The sequence below is a fragment of the Acinetobacter sp. YH12064 genome (genome assembly GCF_013419735.1).
GTDB lineage: Bacteria > Pseudomonadota > Gammaproteobacteria > Pseudomonadales > Moraxellaceae > Acinetobacter > Acinetobacter amyesii.
The window spans coordinates 159540-185883 of sequence record NZ_VOZP01000007.1; the positions used below are offsets into that span (position 1 = coordinate 159540).

At 42.5% G+C, this 26344-nt stretch carries 26 protein-coding genes; 9 read left to right on the plus strand and 17 right to left on the minus strand.

The annotated features are described in order from the left end of the window. Positions 1–130: 130 nt before the first annotated feature. A complete protein-coding gene (locus FTU13_RS09060; protein WP_180127524.1) occupies positions 131–730 on the minus strand; it encodes a YqiA/YcfP family alpha/beta fold hydrolase in 600 nt (199 codons plus the stop codon). Positions 731–973: 243 nt separating this feature from the next. Between FTU13_RS09060 and FTU13_RS09065 the strand changes: the two genes are divergently transcribed. Continuing rightward, on the plus strand, positions 974–2305 hold the full coding sequence (locus FTU13_RS09065; RefSeq protein ID WP_078193243.1) for an alpha/beta hydrolase: 1332 nt from the start codon (positions 974–976) through the stop codon (positions 2303–2305). 65 nt (positions 2306–2370) lie between these two features. Here the strand turns inward: FTU13_RS09065 and FTU13_RS09070 are convergent, their stop codons facing one another. Further along, a complete protein-coding gene (locus FTU13_RS09070) occupies positions 2371–2898 on the minus strand; it encodes a disulfide bond formation protein B (RefSeq protein WP_180127454.1) in 528 nt (175 codons plus the stop codon). 21 nt (positions 2899–2919) lie between these two features. Next, complete coding sequence (gene gshA / locus FTU13_RS09075; protein WP_180127456.1) at positions 2920–4497, minus strand: glutamate--cysteine ligase; 1578 nt, start codon at positions 4495–4497, stop codon at positions 2920–2922. A gap of 210 nt (positions 4498–4707) precedes the next feature. Here gshA and FTU13_RS09080 point away from each other — a divergent pair, with 210 nt between their 5' ends. The 4 genes from FTU13_RS09080 to FTU13_RS09095 all read left to right on the plus strand — a co-directional run bounded on the left by FTU13_RS09080 (position 4708) and on the right by FTU13_RS09095 (position 7901). Beyond that, a complete protein-coding gene (locus tag FTU13_RS09080; protein ID WP_078190604.1) occupies positions 4708–5247 on the plus strand; it encodes a DUF924 family protein in 540 nt (179 codons plus the stop codon). A gap of 59 nt (positions 5248–5306) precedes the next feature. After that, positions 5307–5864, plus strand: a complete 558-nt coding sequence (locus FTU13_RS09085) for a hypothetical protein (RefSeq protein WP_078193246.1) — start codon at positions 5307–5309, stop codon at positions 5862–5864. A gap of 26 nt (positions 5865–5890) precedes the next feature. After that, positions 5891–7201: a DUF445 domain-containing protein gene (locus tag FTU13_RS09090; RefSeq protein ID WP_180127458.1), complete on the plus strand. Its 1311-nt coding sequence runs from the start codon at positions 5891–5893 to the stop codon at positions 7199–7201. Between the two features lie 106 nt (positions 7202–7307). Beyond that, the gene (locus FTU13_RS09095) at positions 7308–7901 is read left to right on the plus strand and encodes a hypothetical protein (protein ID WP_180127460.1); all 594 of its coding nucleotides are present in this window, start codon (positions 7308–7310) and stop codon (positions 7899–7901) included. Positions 7902–7960: 59 nt separating this feature from the next. Here FTU13_RS09095 and FTU13_RS09100 read toward each other — a convergent pair whose 3' ends face one another. Beyond that, positions 7961–8248, minus strand: a complete 288-nt coding sequence (locus FTU13_RS09100) for a DUF2798 domain-containing protein (RefSeq protein ID WP_372491143.1) — start codon at positions 8246–8248, stop codon at positions 7961–7963. Between the two features lie 178 nt (positions 8249–8426). Between FTU13_RS09100 and argS the strand changes: the two genes are divergently transcribed. Continuing rightward, positions 8427–10217 (plus strand): arginine--tRNA ligase, encoded by a 1791-nt coding sequence (gene argS / locus FTU13_RS09105; protein ID WP_180127525.1) that lies wholly within the window; start codon positions 8427–8429, stop codon positions 10215–10217. A 245-nt stretch (positions 10218–10462) separates the two neighbouring features. Beyond that, on the plus strand, positions 10463–11062 hold the full coding sequence (locus tag FTU13_RS09110; RefSeq protein WP_078193250.1) for an SPOR domain-containing protein: 600 nt from the start codon (positions 10463–10465) through the stop codon (positions 11060–11062). 144 nt (positions 11063–11206) lie between these two features. Here FTU13_RS09110 and asd read toward each other — a convergent pair whose 3' ends face one another. The 5 genes from asd to FTU13_RS09135 all read right to left on the minus strand — a co-directional run bounded on the left by asd (position 11207) and on the right by FTU13_RS09135 (position 16611). Continuing rightward, the gene (gene asd, locus FTU13_RS09115; protein ID WP_180092672.1) at positions 11207–12058 is read right to left on the minus strand and encodes an archaetidylserine decarboxylase; all 852 of its coding nucleotides are present in this window, start codon (positions 12056–12058) and stop codon (positions 11207–11209) included. Next, entirely contained in the window at positions 12055–12903 is an 849-nt protein-coding gene (locus tag FTU13_RS09120; RefSeq protein ID WP_180127526.1) for a sulfurtransferase, read from the minus strand. The genes asd and FTU13_RS09120 overlap by 4 nt, the downstream gene beginning before the upstream one ends. A 153-nt stretch (positions 12904–13056) precedes the next feature. Beyond that, complete coding sequence (gene pncB / locus FTU13_RS09125) at positions 13057–14265, minus strand: nicotinate phosphoribosyltransferase (protein ID WP_180127462.1); 1209 nt, start codon at positions 14263–14265, stop codon at positions 13057–13059. A 146-nt stretch (positions 14266–14411) separates the two neighbouring features. After that, complete coding sequence (locus FTU13_RS09130; RefSeq protein ID WP_078190612.1) at positions 14412–14912, minus strand: ankyrin repeat domain-containing protein; 501 nt, start codon at positions 14910–14912, stop codon at positions 14412–14414. A gap of 181 nt (positions 14913–15093) precedes the next feature. Continuing rightward, positions 15094–16611 carry a catalase gene (locus FTU13_RS09135; protein WP_180127464.1) on the minus strand — a complete coding sequence of 506 codons (1518 nt, stop codon included), beginning with the start codon at positions 16609–16611 and terminating at the stop codon, positions 15094–15096. Between the two features lie 229 nt (positions 16612–16840). Between FTU13_RS09135 and dtd the strand changes: the two genes are divergently transcribed. Continuing rightward, positions 16841–17281 carry a D-aminoacyl-tRNA deacylase gene (dtd, locus tag FTU13_RS09140; protein ID WP_180036027.1) on the plus strand — a complete coding sequence of 147 codons (441 nt, stop codon included), beginning with the start codon at positions 16841–16843 and terminating at the stop codon, positions 17279–17281. Between the two features lie 62 nt (positions 17282–17343). Here the strand turns inward: dtd and FTU13_RS09145 are convergent, their stop codons facing one another. From FTU13_RS09145 to serB, 4 genes are all read right to left on the minus strand, one after another. Further along, positions 17344–17853, minus strand: a complete 510-nt coding sequence (locus FTU13_RS09145) for a hypothetical protein (RefSeq protein ID WP_180127466.1) — start codon at positions 17851–17853, stop codon at positions 17344–17346. 67 nt (positions 17854–17920) lie between these two features. Then, the gene (locus tag FTU13_RS09150; protein WP_078190615.1) at positions 17921–18400 is read right to left on the minus strand and encodes an SCP2 sterol-binding domain-containing protein; all 480 of its coding nucleotides are present in this window, start codon (positions 18398–18400) and stop codon (positions 17921–17923) included. A 156-nt stretch (positions 18401–18556) separates the two neighbouring features. Further along, on the minus strand, positions 18557–18889 hold the full coding sequence (gene aciT / locus FTU13_RS09155; protein WP_078190616.1) for an AciT family ciprofloxacin tolerance protein: 333 nt from the start codon (positions 18887–18889) through the stop codon (positions 18557–18559). 413 nt (positions 18890–19302) lie between these two features. Next, on the minus strand, positions 19303–20523 hold the full coding sequence (gene serB, locus FTU13_RS09160; RefSeq protein ID WP_078190617.1) for a phosphoserine phosphatase SerB: 1221 nt from the start codon (positions 20521–20523) through the stop codon (positions 19303–19305). A 77-nt stretch (positions 20524–20600) separates the two neighbouring features. Between serB and FTU13_RS09165 the strand changes: the two genes are divergently transcribed. After that, complete coding sequence (locus tag FTU13_RS09165; protein WP_078190618.1) at positions 20601–21857, plus strand: hypothetical protein; 1257 nt, start codon at positions 20601–20603, stop codon at positions 21855–21857. Positions 21858–21905: 48 nt separating this feature from the next. Here the strand turns inward: FTU13_RS09165 and ppk1 are convergent, their stop codons facing one another. The 4 genes from ppk1 to FTU13_RS09185 form a co-directional block, all read right to left on the minus strand. Beyond that, on the minus strand, positions 21906–23969 hold the full coding sequence (gene ppk1 / locus FTU13_RS09170; protein ID WP_180127468.1) for a polyphosphate kinase 1: 2064 nt from the start codon (positions 23967–23969) through the stop codon (positions 21906–21908). A gap of 206 nt (positions 23970–24175) precedes the next feature. After that, positions 24176–25144: a bile acid:sodium symporter family protein gene (locus FTU13_RS09175; protein WP_078190620.1), complete on the minus strand. Its 969-nt coding sequence runs from the start codon at positions 25142–25144 to the stop codon at positions 24176–24178. 73 nt (positions 25145–25217) lie between these two features. After that, positions 25218–25868, minus strand: a complete 651-nt coding sequence (pncA, locus tag FTU13_RS09180) for a bifunctional nicotinamidase/pyrazinamidase (protein WP_180022346.1) — start codon at positions 25866–25868, stop codon at positions 25218–25220. Between the two features lie 70 nt (positions 25869–25938). Then, a complete protein-coding gene (locus FTU13_RS09185; protein WP_078193260.1) occupies positions 25939–26328 on the minus strand; it encodes a hypothetical protein in 390 nt (129 codons plus the stop codon). Between the last annotated feature and the right edge of the window lie 16 nt (positions 26329–26344).

Consider the following 26344-nt stretch of genomic DNA (forward strand, 5'->3'; position numbering starts at 1 on the left):
GCGCTACAGTATATGCTTTTTTAATAAATTGCATATCTCTTGCGATCAGCCGCCATTTTCTTAGTCAATTTATGCGTCAATTCATGTCGTAAAGCTGCTTTTTTGTATGATTAAACTGATTTCGCTTTTCTTATGCCCGCTTATTTTTTACAGCATCTGCCAAAAACTGCAAGAGCATGGGTATTTTTTCTGCAAAGTTATCCATGCCATGCGTTCCACCCACCTCAGTGATCAGCATAGCCGTGCCGGCTTGAACCGCACTATAAAACCTAGTGGCATCACGATAATCCAAGGTTTCATCACCTTGTTGGAGCAAGACCAACAGTTGATCTGCATTTTCAACCTTAGATACAGCCAAAGCCTGCATTTGATTGAGCTGTGCATCATCCAAGCACCACGTTTCAGTCACCTGATAAGGCAATGCCGTCTCACCAAATAAATCACGAAATAATTGCCATGGATAGACCGCAGGATTGATGAGCACCGCAGGAATGTGATGGCGTGCCATCAACTGCGTCGCATAAAAGCCACCTAAACTGCTACCGACCAAAACCACATTATCCAAACCTTCAATCAGCTCTGACATCTGCTGCATTACCTGTAGTGGTGGCATATTCAAATCTGGCAAATACACATGCAGACCATTTAAGTCTGCGCAATGGCGCCGCAGTATCTGTCCTTTCACTGAATTTGAGTTACTTTGAAAACCATGCAAATACACAATATTCATCATTTTGATTCCAAATTGATCTTTAAATTGCTTTAAAAGTGGCATATAAGTGCTAACTGCGTCACATTTTCTAAATTTGAATTTTTAGTAAAATTGTCAGACAAAAGGCATTCACCGACAGGTCTGTTATCGGTATTGTAAAAGCTGTTCGTGAGAATTTTATAAAATAAACAATGAAACTTCAGGCTATTCCAGTAATAAATACAATCGAGGGATAGCATTGAATGTAAGGATAGGAACATTATGCCTAGCTTAACACCATTGCATGAAACCTATTGTAAATGGGACCGCACTCCACCCAGTCAAGCAGATGTGCTGGAAGGTTTGGCACAACTCGTGACAATGCGTTTTAGTGATGTCGTGCATGACTTGATCAAAAACATTCAACGTGAAATTTTAATCAGTATTTTTGGAATGAGCGAACAAGGCTCGAAAGCCTTTCATAAGCAGCCGACCATTGCACGGATTTATGAATTTTCTTACAACACCTTTTTCAATTATGGCAATTATTTACTCGCACCGACGCTGCGTAGCATTATTGAAAAATTCCCACGCTTACACGACAAACCCCTCACGCCGTCTTTACATTTTTTAGTGGGGGCGCTGAATGGGGTTTTGGGCGACTATTTACTGAAATATCACAACCCGATGGCCTTACCGATGGTGGTTTACGACCATTATGGTGCGGTACAAAAAGGCGAATTAAACGGTCGTATTACCCTGTTGATTCATGGGCTCTGCATGAATCATCTGTCATGGTCGACAGCCAAATATGGCGGCATTGGTGAAAAATTACTGTCACAACGTGACCACAACACCATGCTGTATTTAAATTACAACACGGGTCGTCGTATCTCGACCAATGGTCGCAGCCTTGCCAATACATTAGAAGATTTGGTCCGTCGCAACCCGGGTATTACCAGTATCGACTTAATTGGTCATAGTATGGGGGGCTTAGTGTCCCGTAGTGCCATTTTTTATGGCAAACAAAATATGTATCAATGGATTCATCAAGTCGAAAATCTAGTCTGCTTAGGCTCACCGCATCATGGTGCTGTGCTTGAACGTATCGGATTTCATCTGCAAGATCAATTGGGGCGTTTCCCTTTGGTCAAAATCGTGGGCCACGTGGTGAATATTCGCAGTAACGGCATTTTAGATTTGCGCTATGGCAGCGTGCGTGATGATGATTGGGAACATAATGATGTCCGTATTGGACTCATGGACGACAACCGTAAACCAGCCCCGATTCCATCGCATATCAATACCTACCTCGTTGCAGGGACCATCGAATATGAACATCGTCGCAATAAAACTCGACATGTGATTGGAGATTATTTGGTCAGCGTAAAAAGTGCGTTAGGAGAACACCCAAATGCACGGTATCAACTGAAAGTGCCAGATTCACATAAAGCGATTTTTTATGGCTTGAACCATTTCGAAATTCAGCATCATCCGCAAGTGGCTGAGCAAATCGTGCATTGGTTCTATCCAAACAATGACGATAAAGCTTGTGATCATATCTATGAATTTATGATGGACTTGGAAAGTGTGGAAGGCATTGCCCTAACCTAACGTACCCCCCATTGAGACTCATAAAAAAAAGCCCTCAACTGAGGGCTTTTTTATGTATCACTAAATTAAAATTTATCACGTAAACGTGGGACTGGTTTGCTTGGATATTTACGCAATAACTGCCAAAGACTGAGCAAGGTTAATACCGCAAAAAACACCAATGACCAAACCGGTAACGATTGCCCCAAGAACGTCCAATCCACTTTGGCACATTCACCAGAGCCTGTCAGCACTTGCTCAAAGACCGATTTTAACGGCAGCGTTTCTACCCAATAATCCAGTCCTGGGCCACAGCTCGGTACTTTGTCTGGCGGTAAGTTTTGCAGCCAAATATGACGCGCAGCCACCCCAGTAGACCAAAGAATTGATAGTGTCCCCAACAATGCGTAAATGCGTTTACCCCAATTCGATGCTGGATTGTGAATCAATGCAATCAATGAAATGATGCCGAGTCCAATCAAACCAATACGTTGGAATACGCACAACGGACATGGTTCTAAGCCTTGTACATGTTCTAAAAACAGCGCAAAAGACATACCGATCACGCTGGCTAAAAACAACAAACCACTCACGAAGCGGAAACTCCATTTCATGGTAAATCCTCTTAAAATTTTTTATCTAAAGTTTTTCAAATATTCTTCAAAACTCAAGGTGCAGTCTTGCTCAAGTTGCGCCTGTTTTTCTAAAGACTTCTCAGCAGCTTGTGCAAAATATGCTGCAGTTTCAGGGCTCAAGACATGCTGCTCATACACTTCAGCATGTTGTAAGGCCATAAAGCTACCAAAGCCCCAAGTTCCACCTTGTTCTAAAGTATCGCTAATCATACGTGCCGACAATGTTTCATCGACTTCATCGATGCGTGATTGCATCACAGCCATTGCCTGAGTGTAAATATCTGTATTGTAAGAATCATCTAGTAATTCAGCCAACGGTTGCATCGCAGCAACATGTGTACGACACCATGTTTCAATTGGAATCGCTTGCCCTTGCTGTAAAATCACTGCGTTTGGCGCACGACCACGGTTCACTACTTCCGCCTGATTTTTCTCAATTTCATTTTGTTCGGCATCTAACAACGCTGGACTGTCTTGCAATAAACAGTACAAAGCCACCACTTCGAGCAAGCCTGCCGTGTTTTCATTGATCCCAATCGGGCTATAAGGATTGACGTCTACCGCGCGTAATTCAACATAACCTACGCCACGATTTTGCAGGGCTTCAGACGGTGTTTCACCATCCTGTGGCACTTGTTTCGGACGAACCAAACTGTAGTATTCATTTTCAATTTGCAACACATGGTCATTAATTTGAATCGGATCACCGTGTTCATCATTTAAACCTAAATGACTAAATGCGGCATATGGGGTATGGACCGCTTTTTGCAAACCTTTCAAATACGCCTGAATGTCGTTGTAGTGAATCCCTAACTGTTTTTGTGCCGAATTTTGATAACCAAAATTTCCCATACGCAGTGCCGTTGCATAAGGTAAAAATAACGTGCCTTTTAAGAGCGGTAACAGCTGATGTTCACGTCCGATCATAAAACATTTACACACCGACGGACTCGCCCCAACCAAAAACATCACCAATGGCGTTAAACGAATAAAATTACGGATCAAGCCGAAATAACGATGACTGCGATAATCCTGTAAGCTCAATGCCTTGAGGGCGTCGTCAGTTTCGTGCTGTTGCAGTGCTTCAAAGAAATGATCTGGGAAAGATAAATTATAATGTACCCCTGAAATGGTCTGCATACGGCGACCATAGCGCACCCCTAAACCACGACGATACAAGGTTTTAAAGCGCCCAATATTCGAGCTGCCATATTGCGCTAAACGAATACTGTCTTCGTCTTTATCCAACATGCATGGCATCGACAACGGCCAAAGTTTTTCACCATGTTCCAAATGCGTATGCGCAACAGCATGAATATCTTGCAGATAGTTCAACGCCTCTGTAATGGTTTCTTTTGGCGGCGTGATAAATTCCATCAAAGCTTCAGAATAGTCTGTCGTAATATGCGGATGAGTCAAAGCCGCACCCAAGGCTTGGGGATGGTCGGCCTGAGACAAGAAACCGTTGCTTTGCATACGTAAGCTTTCACGCTCAATACCGCGCAACATTCCTTTAATCAGCGAAGAATCTACCCAAGTCGGTAAAATGTCTTGAGAGGTCGATTCGGGTTGACTCATTGCTATCTCGCTTAAATGGAAGAAACTACTAAAATAAAATCATCAGTTTATATCAGTATAACGCGATTTGAAGTGGGCATATGACCCACTGTATAGTTTTGAGACAAACCGTGATTTTATTTTGGCAATTTTTTATCACAAACTTACTCTATATGACATTTGAAATTTGTGATTTTATAAACAAATATATGCTAATAATGCTTAAAACTTATGAATTATCAAGATATTCTCGAATTTTGGTTTAACCCAGAAAATCAGCCCAATTGGTTCGCTAAAAGCAATAATTTTGATGTTTTAATCGAAAAAAAGTTTAAAGACATCCATCAAGCGGCCAGTCAAGCAGAACTGTGGCAATGGCGTACTACTGCCGAAGGTCGATTGGCTGAAATTATTGTTTTAGATCAATTTTCTAGAAATTTATTCCGTGACTCTGGCTTGGCTTTTGCCCAAGATGCACTGGCTTTGGCGCTTGCACAAGAAGCCATCGCGCAGGGTTTAGATCTACAATTAAGCCCTGAACAGCGCTCATTTTTATATATGCCCTTTATGCATAGCGAATCGACAAAAATCCATCAAAGCGCGTTAAAATTATTTGAGCAACTGGGCAATCCGATCAACTTAGAATTTGAAAAAAAGCATAAAGTGATTATCGATCGATTTGGACGTTACCCGCATCGCAATGCGGTATTGGGCAGAACATCTACAGCAGAGGAATTGGAATTTTTAACCCAGCCCAATTCTAGCTTTTAATTGACGGCTTTTGGCCAGTATCTCCCCTTGCCATGAACCGATTAAACAGGAGTATGCGCATGAACAAACTCATTATCGCAGCAGCCATAACCGCAGCACTCGGTTTAACTGGCTGTGCCACAACCCCATCAAAACCTTTGACCTTTGAACAACTCGGTCAATATTCTGCGACACCATTAAATGCTCAAAGCTATCGGATTAGCTTCCAAGCTAGACCCAATATGAGCTATGGTACTGCCGAAGAAATCACCTTGGTTAAAGCCGCTCAAACCACCCTACACAATGGCTTTCAATATTTTAAAGTCATGGATGACCCGAGTAATCGGAGTCAAAAACCGCCGCGCCAAGCGGTGATTTACCCAGACCCAATGCCTTATCCATATGGCTATTACCGTCGCCATCCTGGTTTTTGGCCAGGCCCGTTTTATGACGTTCCACAGGTGGTCACACTCGATCCAACTCAAGTTTCCTACAGTATTACTTGCTATAAAGATCGTGCCAAAGCCCCTCAGGATGCCTTTGATGCTCGCTTGATTTTGCAGTCACTCGGAGCTAAATATGGTTTAGACAGCCAAGGAAATCCTTTGCCTGTAGCCGCTGAGCCCACCTCTAAATAAGTCAACCCATAGAGACCCGATCATTGATGAGCCCAACTGAACAGCCCGCTGTTTCACCTAGTCTGCAACGCAGTAAACGCTTCGCCACCATTGCTTTGGTGGTGGCGGTGCTGGCGTGGATTGCATTGATGATCGCAGCTAAATTGCTGCCCGAATATGTTTGGCTCATTCATATTTTGATGCTTTCAGCAGAAGCTGGCGTGGTTGGTGGTTTGGCAGACTGGTATGCGATAACTGTCTTATTTCGCAATCCCTTTGGTCGTATTCCGATTCCCAAATTTTTACGTGATCACACTGAAATTATTCCACGCAATAAAGCACGCATTGCTGAGTCCATGGGCCGTTTTGTTCAGGAAAATTTTCTTTCACCACAAGTGGTTGAAAAAAGCTTAGCGGAGACGGATCTCTCTCTTGCCGTCGGGAAATGGTTGGCCAACCCGCACAATAATGCGCAAGTGACCCAAGTCATTCAACAAACCGTACCGAAAATCTTCGAATTTGTCGGTCAGGAACAAATTGGACGCTTTATCCAAAATAACAGCGTGCAATGGGTGCGCAATACGCAAGTCAACCATCTAGCCAGTGAAATGCTGCGGGCAGTTTTAGAAAATGATTTCCATCAAGATGTCCTGCAACGTGGACTGGATTTAGCCCATGATTGGATGCTACAACACCCTGAACAAACCCGTGATTTGTCGCGTCAGTTGTTTAAAGAACTCGGGGTTTGGAAGCTCGCCAAAGGTGCGAGCTGGATTGGTATTGATGTCCAGCAGCGCACCATTGATTCACTGGTCAGTCGTGTCGAGTCCATGCTTGCCGACCATGAACACCCGTGGCGTCGAAAAATTGAAGAAATGGCACAGCAACTCATGCATGAGTTGGCAGACAATCAAAGTGTAGCCAGCCAACGTTTGAATAGCACCAAAGACGCCATGCTCGATAGTCCACAAATGTTGAATTTTATCAGTGGCGCAGTGGTGATTTTATGCGATGCCATTCGTTCTGATTTAGAAAAGCCCAACTCTGGCATTGCACAAAACCTACGCGTCGCCATTCAACAAGTGGGCGAAAATATTGTTTCTAACGTCGCTGTACGCCAATTGTTGAATGAAAAAATGAGTGATATTGCCATCAATCTCTCTGATCAATACAGCGAAAAAGTCATTCGGTTTATCAGTGAACGTATACATGAATGGGACTCACGTGAAATGATCGATAAGATCGAAAACGAAGTCGGTGGCGACTTGCATATGATTCGAGTCAATGGTGTCGTGGTCGGTGGTTTTATTGGCCTCGCACTGGGGATTATTCGTGCCTGTGTAGAATGGCTGCTTTAGCCGCCTGCAGCAGTCCTCCTCAAAGGAGATTGGCCGCAGGTTTGAGCTTTATGCGTAGAACCGTTAAACTTTGCCGATCCGAAAATTTAATAGAACAATAAAATCTATGCATTTACCTGCCATCTATACACTACCATTCATTCTAATCATCAGTAGCTTAAGCGCTTGCCAGACCATTTCCAAAACCAGTAGCACAGTCAGCGACAAAGTGATGGGCATGCTCGGTAAAGAAAAAGCCCCTGAAATCGATAAAAAAGGCACTGTCGATATCAGCAAAAGTACCCAACAACAGTTAGAAACCCTACTGACCAATATGCCGAAAAATCAGTGGGTCTATATTGAAAATGATCAACAAGGCATATCTACCCTCAAAAATAAATCGGCAGATAATTTCACTTTGAGCTTCAAGTTAAATTGCAAAATCAGCACTCAGCGCCCAACTTTCAGTATAAGCAACGCGGATGGCCAAGAGATCCTAAAAGCACATGATACAAATGTGGGGCAAATTCAAATTCTGCTCGACAATAAAAACTTTGGAAATCCGTTTGAGACAGCCCATCAGCAAAAGTTCCAAAGCTTTAAAACCGCTGTCGCTCAGGCCAAAGTCATTAAAGTGTTTAATTCCTCAAAACTCTATACCTTCCAAAACAACAAAGCCGAATTACTCTCTAAAGCAGTAAGTTGTCGCGATAGCCTATAAATATTTAAAGCGAAATGCAGTAAGTCACCGTTTTACTCAACTGTGACTTACATGCAGGCTTATTTTGCAGGTGGCTGTGGCCCTGACATATCAACCAGCAGGCCTGTAAACTTTCGAACAAACGGCAATAAAATCAGCACAATGGGAAAAGCAATTGCCCATGAAATCATCCAATTATGCAGCCATAGTGTCAGAAATCCCTCAAACCACCCTAAATTTCTGAGCATATTAATAAACGAAATAATACCGCTCATAAGACAGGATAAAATAAACGGCACGATAATCAGCGCCCAGCGTGCAGCTAACTTCGGCACATTGCCAAAAATTTTAGGGGTGGGTTGTGACATGTCCATATACTCAAGCAGTGATCCTGAATCGCTAAACTACTTATATCGTTTTACTTCGATATAAGCAATGCTTCCACTTTTATCGAATATTTTTTATTCGCAACAAATGGGTTCACCTAAAGAGTCTGAAATTTGCTATATTTACCGTTTTTCTGCGACATTTATTTTTCGACTGATTATGAATACGGCAATACAAGCAGCGCTCGATCATGCAGTGCAATCCCTTCAAGCTGAAGGTGTACTCCCAACTGACTGGAACAATACTAGCAATTTGACCCGAACCAAAGACCGAAGCCACGGTGACTTTGCGTCGAACATTGCCATGATTGCCTCTAAAGCTGCAGGTATGAAGCCGCGTGATTTAGCCGAAAAAATTCTGGCAAATCTTCCAGAAGTCGCAGATATCAGCAAAGCAGAAATTGCAGGTCCTGGCTTTATTAACTTCTTTTTAAATGCTGACCAACGTTTTGCTGTCTTAGACCAAATTCAAGCTCAGAAAGATCAGTTCGGTCGCACACAGGCCAATGCTGAAAAACGTGTTCAAGTGGAATTCGTTTCAGCCAACCCAACGTCTAGCCTACACGTGGGTCATGGTCGTGGCGCAGCTTACGGTATGACCGTTGCCAATCTCCTTGAGGCAACAGGTGCCAAAGTTGACCGTGAATACTATGTCAACGATGCTGGCCGTCAAATGGATATCTTGGCGACATCGACTTACTTGCGTTATTTAGAATTGACCGGTCAACAACTGGTCTTCCCTAAAAATGCATACCAAGGCGACTACGTTAAAGAAATCGCACAAAGCATTATCGACAAAGATGGCGATGCTTATGTACGCCCTGTTGCCGACATCTACAAAGATGTTCCTGAAGATGTGCAATATGCTGCTGAACTCGATAGCGAAGGCAATAAAGTCGTTGTTTCAGGCGATAAAGAAAAACACATTGATGGTTTGATTCATAATTCACAAAACCATTTGGCTGTGGGTTACCGTGTGTTCCATCAAGCTGCGCTGAAAGCCATTCTTGATGACATTAAAGATGACCTCGGTGAATTTGGCGTGACTTTCAATCAATGGTTCAGCGAAGCAACCTTGACTGAAAAAATTGATGAAGCATTACAAATGCTCGATCAACGTGGTTTCTTATACGAAAAAGATGGCAACATCTGGTTCAAATCAACTGAATTTGGTGATGAAAAAGACCGTGTTGTGAAACGTCGTAATGGTCAGACTACATACTTCGCATCCGACATTGCTTATCACTTAAATAAACTACAACGCGGATATACCGATATCGTTGATATCTGGGGTTCAGACCACCACGGTTATATTGCACGTGTGAAAGCAGCGATTGATGCGCTTGGCTATGATTCTAAAAAATTGACTGTGCTATTGGTTCAATTTGTGAGCCTATGGCGTGGCGGCGAGATGGTTCAAATGTCATCTCGTTCAGGTCAATTCGTGACTTTACGTGACTTACGTAAAGAAGTGGGCAACGATGCTGCTCGTTTCTACTACGTCATGCGTAAATCAGAACAACACATTGACTTCGACTTAGACCTTGCTGTGTCTCAAAGTAAAGACAATGCGGTGTACTACATCCAATACGCACACGCACGTATCTGCCGTATGCTCGAAAAAGCTGCTGCGACAGACGTTCAATTCTCTGCTGAAGCTGCACGTCAATTTGCAGCTAAACTTGAGTTAGAAGCTGAAACTGAAGTTCTTGCTAAACTTGCGGCTTACCCTGAAATTGTGATTCGTGCAGCAAACAGCTATGAACCACACCAAGTGGGTAACTACTTGAAAGAATTAGCGGCGTTGTTTCATGGTTGGTACAATGAAAATAAAGTCTTGGGTGATGATGCAGAACTGACTCAAGCACGCTTATTACTGTCTGTAAACGTACAGCAAGTTTTACGCAATGGTCTTGAATTATTGGGTGTGAGTGCGCCTGAATCAATGTAAGCCATTCTTAGTATACGTTAGAATCCGTCCATGTATGAACCATATACATTGACGCCTATACAGGCTCTTTATGAGCCTGTATTTTCATGGATATTCAGTCATCTTTAAATGAAAACTTGAAGATGTTGAAATTGTGAAAATTAAACATAAACAGCATGACAGTCATGTAATATATAATAATCAGAACTTGGTTTTGGGTCAGTTCCCACTAGGTTCGTAACAATTAAAATTAAAGAGGTTTCCTCGTGTTTGGAAAAACGCAACGCGGTGTATCAGAGCGGCCGAATCAGCCTAAAAAACCATTGATTCCTGCATGGTTAGGTACACTTGTGATCATTTTAATCGTGTTGAGTTTCTTAGTGGCCTTAATGTTATGGAAGCCATGGGAGCCAGTAAAACCGAAAGGTCAAATTACCTCTGAACACTACCAAGAAGAAACCAATAAAGATTACCGTTTTTATGATCTGTTGCCTCAGCAACAAGTCACCCCGATTCCAGATCAAGCTGTGCCTGAAACAGATACTAAAGAAACCGTGGTGATCGTTGAAGCACCTGAAACGGATACCACTACACCGACTGAGCCGGGTATTGAAGCCACAGAAACAACACCTGCCCCTGCAAGCTATATTTTGCAAGTGCGTAGCTATGATGACCCTGACCAAGCCGATGCCCGTCGTGCAGAAATTATTTTAAATGGCTTATCTGCCGATGTGATCCAAAGTAATGAAAATGGCAAAGTTTGGTATCGCGTCGTGTCTGGCCCCTATGATTCACAAGAAGCTGCTGTGATTGCACAGCAAACTTTACGTCATAGCAGTATCGACTCGATTGTCGTAAAACGCTAAATTTTGCAATTAAAAAAAGCGCCTGATGGCGCTTTTTTTATTCATTCCTTTAATAAAGGGAGGTTAGAAGGGATTCTTTTTTGAATACATCAGCTTAGCTCAAAAACCTCTCCCTAACCCTCTCCTAAAAGGAGAGGGAATTGCTTAAATGGTATGCCCTATAGCTTCGCCCATCACCACAGACGAGTTGGCTTTAAAGGTCGCATCCCATTGCATTTTGTTTTCTTCAAACAACACTACCGCTGTTGAACCTAAATAGAAACGGCCCAATTCTGCACCTTTTTCTAAAAATAAATCGTGTTGATTCAGTTCCAAACGCCCTGTAGGTTTAACTTTACCTGTAGCCACGGTTTCAATACCTGCCACGATCATTGCGCCCACTAATACAACCGCCATACGACCGACTTCTGTATCAAATAAGCAGACCATACGTTCATTACGGGCAAATAAACCCGGAATATTTTCAGCAGTGGTCTGGTTTACTGAGAACAATTCACCCGGTACATACAGGGTTTCTGTCAATGTTCCTGCAAATGGCATATGTACACGGTGGTAGTCTTTTGGTGACAAATAAACCGTAGCAAACTGCCCATTTTTAAACGGCTCTGCCAATTGTGGATCGGCAATCAGGTTTTCAACGGTGAACTTCTGCCCTTTGGCCTGAAATACGTCACCATTTTCAATTTTACCTAGTTGTGAAATCGCACCATCTGCGGGTGAAACAACACTGTTGGCATTTGCATCAACTACACGTACGCCTTCTTTTAAAGAACGAGTGAAAAATTCATTGAATGATTTAAATTTCAGGGCATTACTTTGCTCAGCAATCGACATGTCGATGCCATACTGTGCTTTAAATGCGGTAATCACAGCATTTTTCACCACAGGGTTTTCGCTTGCAGCCAATTTACCGACGATACGTGATAATTTGTGCTGTGGAACAACACGCTGAGCTTGAATAAAAATTTGTTTTTTTAACTGAGATGTAAGGCTCAAGACGGCAACTCTCCGCTGATCACAGGACTATCGAGTCGGTTGCCCCACTCGCTCCACGCACCATCGTAAGCTCGAATATTCCAACCGAGTAAACGTCCTAGTATATAAGCTAGGCCCGACCGATGATGAGACTGACAATATACCACCACAGGTTCGTTTAAATTGAATCCCAATTGTTCTAAGCGTTGTTGTGTGCGTTCTAAAGGATGCAATTTTAAATGATTTTCTCGGTTAAGGGCAGTACTCCATTCGAAATGTCGTGCTCCCGGAATGTGACCGCCGCGTCGCGCAGCCAAACGTAGGCCTGTATATTCATCTTCGGTACGGCAGTCCCATACTTGGATCTGCTCCTGCTGTACACGAGCCAATAGCTCGTCATAGTTTGTTTGATACTGAGCACGCGCCTCTGCACTTACTTCAACCAATGGGCTCACGGGTTCAAATTGCTCAATTTCAGACGAGGTCGGTAAGCCTGCCCCAAGCCAAGCATGGATGCCACCATTGAGGAGACTGGTATTTTCAAAACCGAGGCAATGTAAGTTCCAAATCAGTCGACCAGCCCATGCCCCACCTTCATCGTCATACACTACTACATGATGTTCTGGACTGATATTCAGATAGCTGATGAGCTGTTCTAAACCGGCTTGGTCAGGTAAAAGCCCCATCGCTTGTTCTTCTTGGCGCACTAACAGTTTCGGCTGCACATGCAGTGCATGTGGAATATGCAATTGGTCATAAACCGAACGACGACTCAAATCGACGATCCGTAGTTTTTCATTACCAAGATGTGGAACCAATTCTTCCGCTTCAATCAGTAGACCAAAATTCAGTGTAGATGCTGTCATCGTTGTTCGTGTTGTATTTTGTGCGATTAAATTCGATCTTAGCATAAGTCATTTTCACTATTATTCTGAATTTTTGCATTCCTTTAGCAATATTTTAGATATAAAAAAGCCGAATCATTGATTCGGCTTTTTTAGTTTTATCTAATGCTGTGTTTAAGCGCTAACCTCAGAGATGTCAAACACCTGACGTAGATACGCTAAGAAAGTATCATTATCCGTCATGGTTTTACCCGGACTGTCGGAAATTTTTGCCACAGATTGACCATTACATTCAACCAACTTCAGCACGATATTCAGTGCAGTTTGTCCCATATCATTGGTCAAGTTGGTGCCAATACCAAAACTCACTTGGAAACGGTCTTTAAAGTAATTGTGTAAATCCCAAGCTTTTTCAATGTTCAAGCCATCACTGAAAGTCAGCATTTTGGTTTTACTGTCAATTTTAAGCTTTTTGTAATGTGCATAGGCTTTATCGCCCCATTCATACGGGTCGCCACTGTCATGACGTAAACCGTCGAATAGTTTGGCAAAGTACAAATCGAAGTCACGTAGGAACGCATCCATACCGACAACGTCCGTTAAGGCTATTCCTAAGTCACCGCGGTATTCCTGCACCCATGTTTCTAGCGCAGACTTCTGGAAGTTACGTAGACGAACATCAAGCGCTTGGAATGCTTGTAGGAACTCATGCGCCATCGTACCAATTGGAGTAATGTTCAAGTCTTTGGCAATCAGAACATTACTTGTACCGCGGAAAATATACGGTGAAGCCTGATTTAATTCTTCAATTACATGCTTTTGCCATGCATAACTATAACGACGACGCGTGCCAAAATCAGAGACCAAGAATGGTGGATCATTTGGATTTTGCCGTGCTTCATACTGCTTCAGCAAGGCAACCTTATGTTGTAAACGGCGCTCACCTTCGGCTAAAACTTCTGGTGTACGAATACGTTGGAAATATAATTCATTGACGATGGCTAAAACAAAGATTTCAAACATCATCGCTTGAACCATTGGGCCTTCTACCCAAATGTCGAGTCGACCTTCATCATCAATACCCGCTTTAATAAAACGGCGTTTAAGCTGAAATAATTCAAGATAATCAACAAAATCGCTTTTAATAAAACGTAAACTGCGTAAATACTGCAATTCATCATCTTTAAACTTCAACTGACAAAGCATGTCGAGCTGCATGTTTAAATCATCCAAAATTTCAACCAGTGGATAGGCTGTATCATCCAAGTTACGGCAACGAAAGTGATACACACTATGGGTTTGCGGAAATTTGTGTAACACCACCTGAAGCATGGTGAATTTATACAGATCTGTGTCTAATAAGGATTGGATGATTGGGGACATAAAGACTTTCAGTTTTTATCAACTCTTTGCATTAAAGCATACTTTATTGATAAAAAGCCGATTGATTTAGTGGAATAACTTATAAATCACCGCGATTCATCGACTTTTTTCAATTTTTTTGCTGAAGCTGAGCGCGATCAAGCTCATTATTTTTTGAGTAACTGTCGATATTTTTCTTCTTGACCAAATTCACGTGCAAACTGTTCTGCAGTCTTTTGCCCCGTTTTTTTGGCATTTGCATCGCAATCCACTTGGCGTAATTGCTTTGCAATCGCCCATTCTAATTTAAACATGGCACCCATCAATGCAGTGTTGCCTTTATTGTCACGTGCGCAGCGGTCTGCACCATGTTCCAACAAGCGAGTTACAATATTTTGATGACCATAATAGGTCGCCATCATCAGCGGTGTAAAACCCGAGGCATTGCGTACATCGACTGGAAAACCATGCTTGAGAAACTCATTAATCACTTCTTCATTGCCAGTTTTGGCTGCGGCAAAAAATATTGCAATCAATTCCTGTTGTGAGGTCATCTGATCGCTTGCAGACGCTTTAGCGGGGGAGATATCTTCCGCGATTGCCACGTTTGCGAATGCGGAACCAAACGCAAGAAGACTGGCTAAAGTCAAATGCTGCATAACTTTCATGATGAACTCCAACAGAAATCGAATGTAGAATTGAATTAGAAATGATTCATTTCATAAAAATGAATATTTAAGGAGTGCCTATGAAACTCCCCCTAGGGTGCAGGAAAGGTATGGAGCTTCATAGGACTTTTTTGAGGTAACGTTCTAGACCCTAGTTACCAATCCTTCAGACTGATCGAAATTAGTCTTTCAGTTGTGCTGCTTTAGCTTTTACAGTTGCAAGATTACCGTTTACTGCTTTAGTCATACGTGTACCGTAGTCTGCATCTGCTTTATAGAAGTAAGACAACATGATGTGTTTCGTTTCTGAATCTTTCACGTTGCCAAGGTCAGCAGCCAAGTTCATGATTAAGTTTTCTTTCTCTTTCGCAGAGTATGAACGATAAAGCTCACCCGCCTGTTTGAAGTTTTGCTCTTTCACGCCTTTTTGCTGAACTGTGCTAGAAAGCGGTGTTTCAACCGCACGCGCTTTCGCAGTCGCTAGTTTTGGCTCAATACGGCTTGGCTCGTAGTTCACATTTGATGAAGTGCCGCCAACATTCATGTAACCATCTTGGTTGTTGTTGTTTACAGCAACTAATGGACGGTTGACTGGAATTTGTTGGTGGTTCGCACCTAAACGGTACATTTGTGTATCTGAGTAAGAGAAGATACGGCCTTGCAGCAGACGGTCTTCTGATGGCTCGATACCTGGGACTAAGTTACCTGGAGCCAATGCCACTTGTTCCGTTTCCTGGAAGAAGTTTTTCGGCATACGGTTCAGCGTTAACGTACCGACTTTAGTTTCTGGAACTAGGTTCGTCGGCCAGATTTTTGTTGGATCAAGCGGGTCAAAATCAAAGCTGTTGAGATCTTTAGGATCTAACACTTGGATATAAAGATCCCATTTCGGGAATTTACCAGCGTTGATGTTGTTATAAAGATCGTTAGTCAAGTGATTAAAATCTTTACCTTGTTGCTCAGCAGCTTCTTTAACGTTCAGACCTTTCACGCCTTGTTTAGAGCGGAAGTTGAATTTAACGTATTTGTATTCGCCTTTGTCGTTATAAAGCTTGTACGCATGTACACCAAAGCCGTCTTGTTCGCGGTAGCTGGTAGGCACGCCTTGGTTACCATACACATAAGTCAACATGTTGGTTGCCCATGGCTGGCTAGACAAGAAATCAAATACGCGGTTTGCGTCTTGAACGTTGTTGATTGGGCTAGGCTTCATGGCATGGATGAAGTCTGGGAATTTGATCGCATCACGGATGAAGAAGACTGGAGTTTGGTTACCCACTAAGTCCCAGTTGCCTTCTTGTGTATAGAACTTGATCGCAAAACCGTGCGGGTCACGTAAAGTTTCTGGAGAACCTTTACCATGAATTACAGTCGAGAAACGTAAGAAAACTGGAGTCTTAGTACCTGCTTTGAACAATGAAGCAATGGTGAGATCAGATAAATCTTTAGTTGCAACGAATTCACCATAAGCACCTGTACCACGGGCATGTACCACACGCTCAGGAATACGCTCACGACCAAAACGTTGTAATTTTTGAACCAATTGTACGTCTTGAAGTAGAACTGAACCATTTGGACCCGCAGTAATCGAGTTTTGGTTATCGCCTACTGGTGCACCATTGTCTTTGGTTAATGGCGCTGCTTGAGTCGCCGCTGTTGCTGTTGCTAACATCGCAACCAATAAAGAACGCTTAAACATCGTCTTAATCTCTCTGTTAAATACCTTTCCTGCTCCGCAAAGATACTGATATTTAATAAATAGATAAAACAGATTATTTTTATAAATTCAATCGTATTATTAGATTTATAAAAAATATACAGTTCATTTTCAAATGTTTGAGCCCAAAAATTTCTACACATCGCCTCGAAAGAACGCTGTCTTTGCTACAATCCCTGCCCTATGTTCAATTTTCTACTCGGAAGAAGTTATGCGGGCCTTGTTACAACGTGTTTTGGAAGCCAAAGTGGTGGTCGATGGTGAGATCACGGGTGAAATCAATCACGGTATTTTAGTGTTTTTAGGACTTGGTAAAGCTGACGATTTAGAAAAGGGCAAAAAACTGATCGATAAGATCTTGAAATACCGTTTTTTTGATGATGAACAAGGCAAGATGGGCTGGAATGTCAGTCAAGCTGGCGGCGGTATCCTCTTGGTGTCTCAATTTACTCTAATGGCACAAACGCAAAAAGGCCTGCGCCCTGATTTTGGCCCTGCCATGCCGCCAAGCGATGCCAAAGCACTGTATGAACAGCTGGTCGATTACACTAAGCGCCAATATGACCATGTACAAACAGGTATCTTTGCTGCCGACATGAAAGTGCATTTAGTTAATGATGGGCCAGTGACCTTTAATTTAGAAGTTGAATAACAACTGAAGCATTAAAAAAAGCCCTCAAAAGAGGGCTTTTCACAAGCTAGAATAATACGGTCTTAAATGGTTGTAATCAGTTTTGCACGTTGCATTACTTCCACAGGGATATCTTTCACAAGCATGACTGTTAATGACTGATCATTTTTCTTTGACGTTGTTGTTTGATTTGCGTCTAAAACAGCATTTACATCAGCGGGATTCAATGTATACATTGCACCAGTAGCTGGATCAACAATTAATAAACCAATTAATCCACCAAAAATAATATTGGCTACATACCAACCATTTACTGTCCCTGTTACCTGCACAGTTTTTGTTTGAAAACCATCTTTTTTGAACGTTACTTCATAAGCTGCTGGTTTAAAATATCCTGTACCGCGTTTTAAAGTTACAGTTGCAGGTGTGATACCTGTATGTACCTTTTCCCCCGCTTTATTTGTAATTGAAATCGATGCTTCATCAGGAACTGACTTAAAGGTTAAAGTTTGAGTCGATCCAGAAATGATACTTGCACAACCTGTCAAAGTAAGTGATGCAGCAATTAAACTCGACGTAATTAATTTTTTCATAAAAATACCCCCTAAAAAGTGGGGGTATTTTTACCAAAAAAACGTTAATTTTCAACGAAAATTAAAATTATTTTCCTGTTTTTTCTTTAATAAACGCACGTGCGATTTTGATTTTTTCTTTAACAGGTTTTGGAAGTTTAGGTGGAATCAACTTCGCCACTTGGTTAAACCAAACCAAAAGCCCAAAATCACCTTCCATTTTAATACTGCCATTTTGCATACCCGTCATGAATGCAGTTGGGTCACCTTTCATTAGGGTTTTCACGCCCTGTTCACTGTCCGCAAATTGCAAAATAAAGTCTGCTTTTTCAGCATCGCCTGAAACAGTATCAATCTGTCCATTATTTACAATAATTTGACGTGCAACACCCAAATCTGTACCGATTTGAATGCGGAATTGACGTTCATGAACCAATTCAATGAATTTAGGGCTAGTACGTGCAAGCTGTTTCATACGAAGCGCTAAACCTGCCACGAGTAAATCAAGTGGATCCGTACTGACATCAACTAAAGGTAGTTTTACGACAGGAATTGATGATAGTTTCATGACTTAAAGCCTATTGTAATTGTTGGAAAATTGACTGGTTTCATCCTACCATAACTTGGCTTTTGAGAAGTAAGGCTTTGTATCTCAAATCGGACTAATGCGTTCATAAAAAAATGCGCCCTTAGGCGCATTTTCATTGAAATTTTGTTCTGGCACTTATCGGCTCGAACATTGCTGTTCTTCATCATATACAGGCGTGTGCTCTATACATTGGCGCTTTGCCATCGCACGCTCTGCACGGCGGTCTTCACGTAACAATACTAAAGTGAATACCACCATTGCGGCCATTAATGCCGTTAAATAACTATAAGTCACTGATAATTCGAACATGGTTTGTGTACCAAATCGAATCACTTCAATGAGTCCCCACACCAGCATCCCCGCCAGCATAAAACTTAACCAGCGACGATAAGGCGAGAAGAAAACAGCAATCACAGCCGCCGATACCAAGCTCAGGCCAACGATTGTTGCTAAATTCGCTGTTAACATAAAAACCTCCGTCATTTGACAACTGACATCTCTTGTCTTACAGGATGCTGAGCCGTCTCACTACTGTATCTTCAGTAAATAGATTTGGTCGATCTCAATCTCTTGCAAGCATTATGCTGAGTTTTTTGCATAAAAAAAGTCTCGTTTTTTGTTAATGCGACACACCTTGTCGCAACATTATTTTGTCATTACATTTTTTCTTTTTAAAGAATTTCTGGAACAATGATGGCATCTCGTTTCGAGTGTCATTACAAAAAAAACAGCTGGTTTTAGGCTAAAAAAATTAATTTTTCGAATGCTGTTAATCGTTGTTTTTATCGACAATTTTCTTCTACCGCTCATCGGAGGAGCTGAATTCTTGGCATAAAAAACGCAGCCTTTTGGCTACGTTTTTTAGTATGAATTAAATGCTTTTAAGCACGATTTAAATCTTTATCATGCACCCCAAGCAGGTAAAGAACACCATCTAGACCCACGCTTGAAATGGCTTGATTAGCATTTTGACGCACCAAAGGTTTCGCACGGAAGGCAACGCCTAAGCCGGCTAAAGACAACATAGGTAAGTCATTCGCACCATCACCGACTGCAATAGCTTGTTCTAATGAAATCCCCATTTCTTCAGCGATTTGAGTCAACAAGTAGGCTTTGCGGGCACCATCCACAATATGGCCTTTCACTTCACCGGTTACCGCGCCATCTTGGACGTCCAGTACATTGGCATGGACTTCATCGATACCCAGTTTTGCTTGTAGATATTCGGCAAAATACTGAAAACCACCTGACAAAATAGCCGTGCGATAGCCCAGTGATTTCAGCGTTGAAATCAGACGTTCCGCACCTTCTGTGACAGTCAGACGTTCTGCAATTTTAGGTAATACCGAAGCATCCATACCTTTGAGCAGTGCCACACGTGCACGGAAACTTTGTTGGAAATCGAGTTCCCCTTGCATAGCACGTTCAGTGATTTCAGCCACTTGAGCGCCGACACCCGCTTCAATCGCCAATTCGTCAATCACTTCTTGCTCAATCAGCGTTGAGTCCATATCAAAGCAGACTAAACGACGATTACGACGGTAAGCATTGTCTTCTTGAACGGCAACATCTACCCCTAGTTCAGTAGATAAACGTAAACATGCTGCACGCATCGCAGTGGCATCCAACATTTGGCCTTTTAAACCAAATTGAACACAGGCACGGCGCGGACCTTCGCTCGATCCATCTAACTCTGGACGGCCAGATAAACGAGTCACAGTTTCAATATTGAAGCCTTGGCTCGACACAATATTTGTAACTGCCTGTAAATGAGACGCCTGTAATTCTGGCGCAAGTGCCGTAACGATATAGCGTGTGCGGCCTCCCTCATTTACCCATTGTTGATATTCTGTTGTAGAGATTGGTTTAAAGCGCACAGTTAAGCCAATATCATGTGCTAAAATCAACATCTCCTTCATGGCTAATGCTGTCGCAGTCTGGTCTTCCGACGAAACAACAATACCTAAAGTCAGCTGATTGTGGATGACTGCTTGTCCGACATCTAAAATCTGTAAGGAATGTGCGGACAAAACCTGCATTAATCGTGTAAATTGATTAGGTTGGTCAGGTCCTAAAAGTGATATAAGAATGATTTCTCGCATGAATTGACTCGGGTCTGAGCTACAACTAATGTAAGAATCATAATCTAAATTGAATAGAATTGCCTTGGAAGTTTACGTTGAATGCGCCTAGACAAGGGCTATTTGCTAGCCTATTAGTAGTTTGTTTTGCTTTGCATACCTTTTTATTGGTATTGGCAACAACCCACCAACTGAACGAAAACCGTGCCAGTCAGGGACAACTGATGACCAGTCAATTGGTTACAGACAGCCTATCTGAGCTTGAGCCGGCCAATACCGTATCATTAGCCTTACTTGCTGACCGCTATGCAACCAACCCGAGCGTGGCTTCCATCCGCATCTTAAATGCCAATAATCAAGTCTTGGCTACAGGCGGTTTGACCAAAACCCGTGACGGTGAAATCTTTGTTCGTGATGCGCTGCAAAACGAAAAGAAAGTCGGAACGGTTGAAATCACCTTAATTAAACCAAGTATTGGTGAAATCTTACGTACGCAATGGGCCGCGATTCTATTTTCATTATTCCTACATGGCTTGTTGTGGTTAGCGTATCGTGCCATTGCTCGCCCTAGTCGTACTGAATATTTAGCGCGAATCAACAATGAATCACGTCTAAAACATGAAATTCAAACGCTAGCGCAGGCTTTAGAACAAGAAAAACATAATGCCGCTGTGGCGATTGCTCAAGCGCAGCAAAATGCGCAAGCCAAAGCAAAACAGCATAAAGACATGAAACCAGTGGTTCTCGACAGCAACAGCTTGGCATTAAATATTCAATTTTATGATCCGAAACAGCTGCTCGATAGCGTCAACAAAACCGTGTCTGTGCCGTATTTTAATCTCTGCCAAATTTTCTTAAATAAAACTACAGAACTCTGTGTTCAACATTATAAATTGAACAGTTCTGACATCAGTACGGTACATAAGTTTGATGAACATGGCGCAACCATCAGCATGACCGCTGACACTCCAGATGCGCTGCGTTGCCTCACCATGATCAGCTCAGTATTCCAATTGCTTTCAGATGTTTTATATAAACGCTACCGTGAAGAAAAACGTTTCGTTTTACAAACCCGTAGCGCGATTTCAAGCTCTGTCGAAGCCATGCAATTGTCTTCTGTGCAAGCGGCTGAACGTTTAGTCCAACAATTGGTTGCTAAAGAAAGTGCCATTCATGTGCCGACAACTTTGCTCAAAGAGATTTCAGATCATTTCCAATTGGTCAGTTTGCCAAATCCGACCAATGTGCTCACTCGTCATGCATTTATGCTCAATGGGATGGACAGTGATGCCGCTGAATTGGCTCAAAACTTCAGAACTGAAATTTTAAAATCCAAACAGTCAAAAGCCTCGTAAAGGTTTGAGCGAAATCAAAAATCCCGACTTAAGTCGGGATTTTTTGTCTTAAACAGTCGAAATTTTCTGTGCAATCAAATATTTTTGCGCGTTATGCGGTTCGGTACCTGCTTCAACCGCGACTTTCTCCCATTGCCCATTCGACTGCATTTCCCATGCATTTTGATTATCTTCCAAATAGTTAAGTAAACAATCTTTCATAATGCGTTTTTTCAAACGGCTTTCCAAAATGGGAAAACAGGTTTCGACCCGTGAAAATAAGTTACGTCCCATCCAATCAGCACTGGCACAGTACAATCGTTTTTCGCCTGCATGCTCAAAATAATACACTCGAGTATGCTCTAAGAAGCGTCCAACGATAGATCTCACATGAATATTCTCAGACATCCCTTTGACCTGAGGAATCAAACAACAAATCGAACGGATAATTAAATCTACAGATACCCCTGCTTGCGATGCACGATACAAAGCAGCAATCAGTTGCGGTTCCGTGAGTGCATTGACCTTCACAATAATTCTTGCGTATTTTCCCGCTTGTGCAGCAACAATTTCCTGTTCAATCAGTTTCAGCAATTCAGTATGCAGGGTAAAGGGTGCATGCAGTAAGGCTTTCAGCTTTGCCATCTTGCCCATACCGGTCAATTCCTGAAACATACGATGCACATCTTCGCAAATATCGGGATGCGTCGTCATCAGGCCATAATCGGTATACATCCGCGCATTGCCTGCGTGGTAATTGCCTGTTCCCAAATGGGCGTAGCGTAACAGCTGATTATTTTCACGGCGCACAATCAAAATCATCTTGGCATGGGTTTTATAGCCCACAATGCCATACACCACGACAGCCCCAGCTTCTTGCAATATATTGGCCACGGTAATATTGGATTCTTCATCAAACCGCGCCCGAAGTTCGATGACGGCGGTTACTTCCTTGCCGTTGCGTGCCGCCTCCGCTAAAACTTGTACGATGTCCGAATCTGGCCCACTACGATAGAGCGTTTGCTTAATGGCTAATACCTGAGGGTCTTTTGCAGCTTCACGTAATAAGTTGATGACCGGTTGAAAGGAGTCAAACGGATGATGTAACAACACATCTTGTGTTTTTAATACATCAAAAATCGCGGTTTGTTTACGAAAAACTTTAGGAATAATCGGTGTATAGAACGGATATTTCAGTTCAGGTCGATTAAAACTGGTACTGAGACGCGATAAATTGATCGGGCCGTCAATGCGATAGAGCTCCTGCTCACTCAAATCAAATTCATCTAACAAATAATCAATAATGCTTTGCGGACAATCATCTTCAATTTCTAAGCGAACTGCCCGACCAAAACGCCGTGAAGACAATTCATCTTTTAATGCCACCGCCAAGTCATCCACATCTTCAGCCAGAACTAAATCTGCATTGCGTGTCACTCGAAAGGCATAACAGCCCGTCGCTTTCATCCCCGGAAATAGGTCATTGATGTGTTGCTGAATAATGGCGGTCAGGAAAATTTGTGTCTCTGCACTGCCTTCAACCTCGGCGGGCATTTTGATTAAACGCGGCAATGAGCGTGGCGCAGGCACAATTGCCATTTCAATGGCACGACCAAAGGCATCTTTGCCTTCTAGACTCACAATAAAGTTGAGGCTTTTATTGACCAAGCGTGGAAACGGATGCGATGGATCTAAGCTAATTGGTGTTAAGACTGGTTGAACTTCTTTACTAAAATAATGGCTAATCCACGCCCGATGTTTTTCTAAAATATCTTTAAATTGAATAAAGCGAATGCCTTCACTTTGTAATGCAGGCAATACAGCATGATTGAGGGTCTGGTATTGCTCTGCAACCGTGTCATGAATCACTTGGGAAAGTTCATCTAAGACCACTTCAGTCGGAATGGCATCTGGCGTCCGTGCAATCGCATTCAAATCTCGTTGTTTCATTAGCCCCGCAATGCGGATTTCAAAGAATTCATCTAAATTGCGTGAAAAAATGATTAGAAAATTCAAGCGTTCAAGTAAAGGTAAACTTGAATCGAGTGCCTGAGCCAAGACCCGCCGATTAAAATCTAAAAGTGACAATTCACGATTATAATAGGTCTCTGATGAATGCTGAAAATGTTGCATACCCTCTCAATGCTGTTTGAAACAGTCTATATCTAAAGTGGTTGCCGGCATGTTAGGCAGCGGAGATGACACTTATGTTACAAATAGCATTAATCAATTAAAAAAGCATGCAATTCCCTAAAGCCGTGTTCATCAAATCGTAAAATTTATTTTCGACATAAAAAATAGAGGGACATTGCCCTCTATTTTACTGAATTGTTTTTTGTTTATTGCACAGGCTTGTCTTGTTCCGATGCTTTGGGCTCACTCGTCCGCGCTGCCCAATAGGTTGCCAGTGCAGGACCCGAAATATTGTGCCACAAACTAAAAATCGCACTCGGCACAGCGGTCAGAGGTGAAGCGGCAAAATGGGTCGCCGCCAATGCCACACCCAAACCTGAGTTTTGCATCCCGACTTCAATCGACACTGCTTTACAGTCTGCATAGGGCAATTTAAACAGTCGGCTGGCCCAAAAACCCAATAGATAGCCCAAGCCATTATGTAAGGCCACTACCCCAAGAATCAGTAAACCTGATTGCAAAATCTGTGTTCGGCTACCCGCAATGATTGCCGCCACAATCGCCACAATTGCCACAACAGAAACCAATGGCATGACCTGTATATAGGCATCCACTCGGTGCTTAAATACAGTTCGAATCATTAACCCCACAATGATCGGAAATAAAACCACTTGTAAAATTGAAACCAACATCGATGCCGCATTAATTTCAATCCATTGGCTTGCCAGCAAATAGAAAATCGCAGGGGTTAAAACCGGTGCGAGTAATGTCGAAACAGAGGTACAGGCAACAGATAATGCGGTATTACCTTTTGCCATATAGGTGATGACATTAGAGGCCGTTCCACCCGGACAGCAACCGACAAGAATGACCCCGATCGCGATTTCTGTCGGCAGTTGTAATAATTTACACAAGAAAAAAGCCAATCCCGGCATCACAATAAACTGTGCCAAAACCCCGATCATCACAGCTTTCGGACTTTGCAATACACTTTTAAAATCTTGCAGTGTCATGGTCATGCCCATACCCAACATAATGATGCCTAGCATCCATGGGATATATGCTTTTAACCAAACAAATACATCGGGAAAAAACATGGCGAGCGCTGCAAACAGCACCACCCAAATCGCAAATGTTTTCTGCACAAATTGAGTGAATTTTAAGAAAGCCGACATAGGCATCTTCCATTTAAAAACAGGGACAAAAAAAGGCACACCCTTGTGCCTTTTCTCAACTGAGCCCACTGGGTCATGCCAAAGATAATGCCTGTGCATGCTGCTGCACAATATCTTTCAGGTAAATACGCTTCACCCCATTCGCCAACATGTCTTGCCATGCATGCTGTAAAGAACCCTGTAAATCGATCCCTTTGGTCAAATCAGCAATCACAAAAGTTTCAAAACCAAGCTTACGTGCATCCATTGCCGTCCATGCAACACAGAAATCCGTGGCGATCCCCACCACAAAGACTGTATCAATACCGCGTTCGCGCAAATAGCCCGCTAAACCTGTTGAGGTTTTCTGATCCGCTTCCATAAAAGCAGAGTAGCTGTCGATATGCTGATGAAAACCTTTACGGATAATCAGCTGCGCCGTTGGTAAATTTAAATCAGGATGCAATTCGGCATCCTGTGTACCTTGTACACAATGCGTCGGCCACAATACTTGCGTTCCATAATTCAGCTCTATGCTGTCATAAGGTGCATGCTCAGGATGATTTTCAGCAAAAGAGATATGGTCGGCTGGATGCCAATCTTGAGTCAGCACAATATTCGTAAAGTATTGCCCCAGTTGATTAATCCCTGGAATAATTTGATCGGCATTGGCAACAGCCAACTGACCACCCGGGGTAAAACCATTTTGTACATCAACCACAATCAGCGCTGTATTTTTTTGCATATCTCTCCATCCGTTGTCATGCATTTTCGGCGACTCTACTGATTCGCTCATATTTTAAAAGCCTTAGTATTCAGTCCTGTGCGTAAAAATAAAATGACTGTCCTTCCTGACAATACCGATACTTGGGCAAATGCTCAACCAAACGTTGTGCAAAGCGTGGGTAAATACGGGCTTTTCGCCGAGTCGAATCATGAAAATAAAAATATCGCGGTTGATGTTGAAAGATATATTTTAATAAATGGCTGCGTGTCTGTTGCATGACCTCAAATGCATTAATATTTTCAGCAACATCTTCTAGGGTAGGTTCATCGGCAAAGGCTAACCACGCATTTTTTCTCGGCTGTTGGCGATTTCTTTGAAATACAGGTTTGAGTTCCAAGATCAGTTCGTATTGATGTAGATACAAACTGAATTCACGTTGATCAACTTTAAAAATTGCGATCAGTTTTCTTGCTGACATAGCCCCTCTACGTTGA

What these genes read in the sequence shown, in the direction of transcription:
- FTU13_RS09060 (WP_180127524.1), bottom strand. Translation starts at nt 730, where the DNA reads ATGAATATTGTGTATTTGCATGGTTTTCAAAGTAACTCAAATTCAGTG.
- FTU13_RS09065 (WP_078193243.1), top strand. Translation starts at nt 974, where the DNA reads ATGCCTAGCTTAACACCATTGCATGAAACCTATTGTAAATGGGACCGC.
- FTU13_RS09070 (WP_180127454.1), bottom strand. Translation starts at nt 2,898, where the DNA reads ATGAAATGGAGTTTCCGCTTCGTGAGTGGTTTGTTGTTTTTAGCCAGC.
- gshA (WP_180127456.1), bottom strand. Translation starts at nt 4,497, where the DNA reads ATGAGTCAACCCGAATCGACCTCTCAAGACATTTTACCGACTTGGGTA.
- FTU13_RS09080 (WP_078190604.1), top strand. Translation starts at nt 4,708, where the DNA reads ATGAATTATCAAGATATTCTCGAATTTTGGTTTAACCCAGAAAATCAG.
- FTU13_RS09085 (WP_078193246.1), top strand. Translation starts at nt 5,307, where the DNA reads ATGAACAAACTCATTATCGCAGCAGCCATAACCGCAGCACTCGGTTTA.
- FTU13_RS09090 (WP_180127458.1), top strand. Translation starts at nt 5,891, where the DNA reads ATGAGCCCAACTGAACAGCCCGCTGTTTCACCTAGTCTGCAACGCAGT.
- FTU13_RS09095 (WP_180127460.1), top strand. Translation starts at nt 7,308, where the DNA reads ATGCATTTACCTGCCATCTATACACTACCATTCATTCTAATCATCAGT.
- FTU13_RS09100 (WP_372491143.1), bottom strand. Translation starts at nt 8,248, where the DNA reads ATGTCACAACCCACCCCTAAAATTTTTGGCAATGTGCCGAAGTTAGCT.
- argS (WP_180127525.1), top strand. Translation starts at nt 8,427, where the DNA reads ATGAATACGGCAATACAAGCAGCGCTCGATCATGCAGTGCAATCCCTT.
- FTU13_RS09120 (WP_180127526.1), bottom strand. Translation starts at nt 12,903, where the DNA reads ATGACAGCATCTACACTGAATTTTGGTCTACTGATTGAAGCGGAAGAA.
- pncB (WP_180127462.1), bottom strand. Translation starts at nt 14,265, where the DNA reads ATGTCCCCAATCATCCAATCCTTATTAGACACAGATCTGTATAAATTC.
- FTU13_RS09130 (WP_078190612.1), bottom strand. Translation starts at nt 14,912, where the DNA reads ATGAAAGTTATGCAGCATTTGACTTTAGCCAGTCTTCTTGCGTTTGGT.
- FTU13_RS09135 (WP_180127464.1), bottom strand. Translation starts at nt 16,611, where the DNA reads ATGTTTAAGCGTTCTTTATTGGTTGCGATGTTAGCAACAGCAACAGCG.
- dtd (WP_180036027.1), top strand. Translation starts at nt 16,841, where the DNA reads ATGCGGGCCTTGTTACAACGTGTTTTGGAAGCCAAAGTGGTGGTCGAT.
- FTU13_RS09145 (WP_180127466.1), bottom strand. Translation starts at nt 17,853, where the DNA reads ATGAAAAAATTAATTACGTCGAGTTTAATTGCTGCATCACTTACTTTG.
- FTU13_RS09150 (WP_078190615.1), bottom strand. Translation starts at nt 18,400, where the DNA reads ATGAAACTATCATCAATTCCTGTCGTAAAACTACCTTTAGTTGATGTC.
- aciT (WP_078190616.1), bottom strand. Translation starts at nt 18,889, where the DNA reads ATGTTAACAGCGAATTTAGCAACAATCGTTGGCCTGAGCTTGGTATCG.
- serB (WP_078190617.1), bottom strand. Translation starts at nt 20,523, where the DNA reads ATGCGAGAAATCATTCTTATATCACTTTTAGGACCTGACCAACCTAAT.
- ppk1 (WP_180127468.1), bottom strand. Translation starts at nt 23,969, where the DNA reads ATGCAACATTTTCAGCATTCATCAGAGACCTATTATAATCGTGAATTG.
- FTU13_RS09175 (WP_078190620.1), bottom strand. Translation starts at nt 25,144, where the DNA reads ATGTCGGCTTTCTTAAAATTCACTCAATTTGTGCAGAAAACATTTGCG.
- pncA (WP_180022346.1), bottom strand. Translation starts at nt 25,868, where the DNA reads ATGCAAAAAAATACAGCGCTGATTGTGGTTGATGTACAAAATGGTTTT.
- FTU13_RS09185 (WP_078193260.1), bottom strand. Translation starts at nt 26,328, where the DNA reads ATGTCAGCAAGAAAACTGATCGCAATTTTTAAAGTTGATCAACGTGAA.